The sequence below is a fragment of the Paraburkholderia sp. SIMBA_027 genome, assembly GCF_046535315.1.
GTDB lineage: Bacteria > Pseudomonadota > Gammaproteobacteria > Burkholderiales > Burkholderiaceae > Paraburkholderia > Paraburkholderia tropica.
The window spans coordinates 1-243 of sequence record NZ_JAWRWY010001418.1 but is presented as its reverse complement, the minus strand read 5'-3'; the positions used below and the strand labels follow the sequence as shown (position 1 = coordinate 243).

Genomic DNA, 243 nt, shown 5'->3' with positions numbered 1-243 from the left:
ATAATCATCTCTTTCTGAGGCTTCCTTTCTTGGCTGAGGGCGACTTATTTCTTTAGTACCTGGAGTCACATAATGACCCGTTCCTAAGTAGGTTGTAAGCTCTGCATTTACATCAGAAGCACTTGCATTAATGTTATGAAGTATTCTTTTTTTAATCAATTGAATAATATCTCCACTGTCTTGAAAAACAATTGAATAGTACATTTTAATCCCTGATTTTTCATGATAAAAAAAGCGTATGAT

The 243-nt window shown here is 33.3% G+C and carries 1 protein-coding gene; it reads right to left on the bottom strand.

Annotated elements, in window-relative coordinates:
• The coding region (locus tag SB764_RS43865) for a hypothetical protein (RefSeq protein ID WP_410867291.1) at window positions 1–204 on the bottom strand (204 nt) is incomplete at its 3' end.
• Window positions 205–243: the final 39 nt, after the last annotated feature.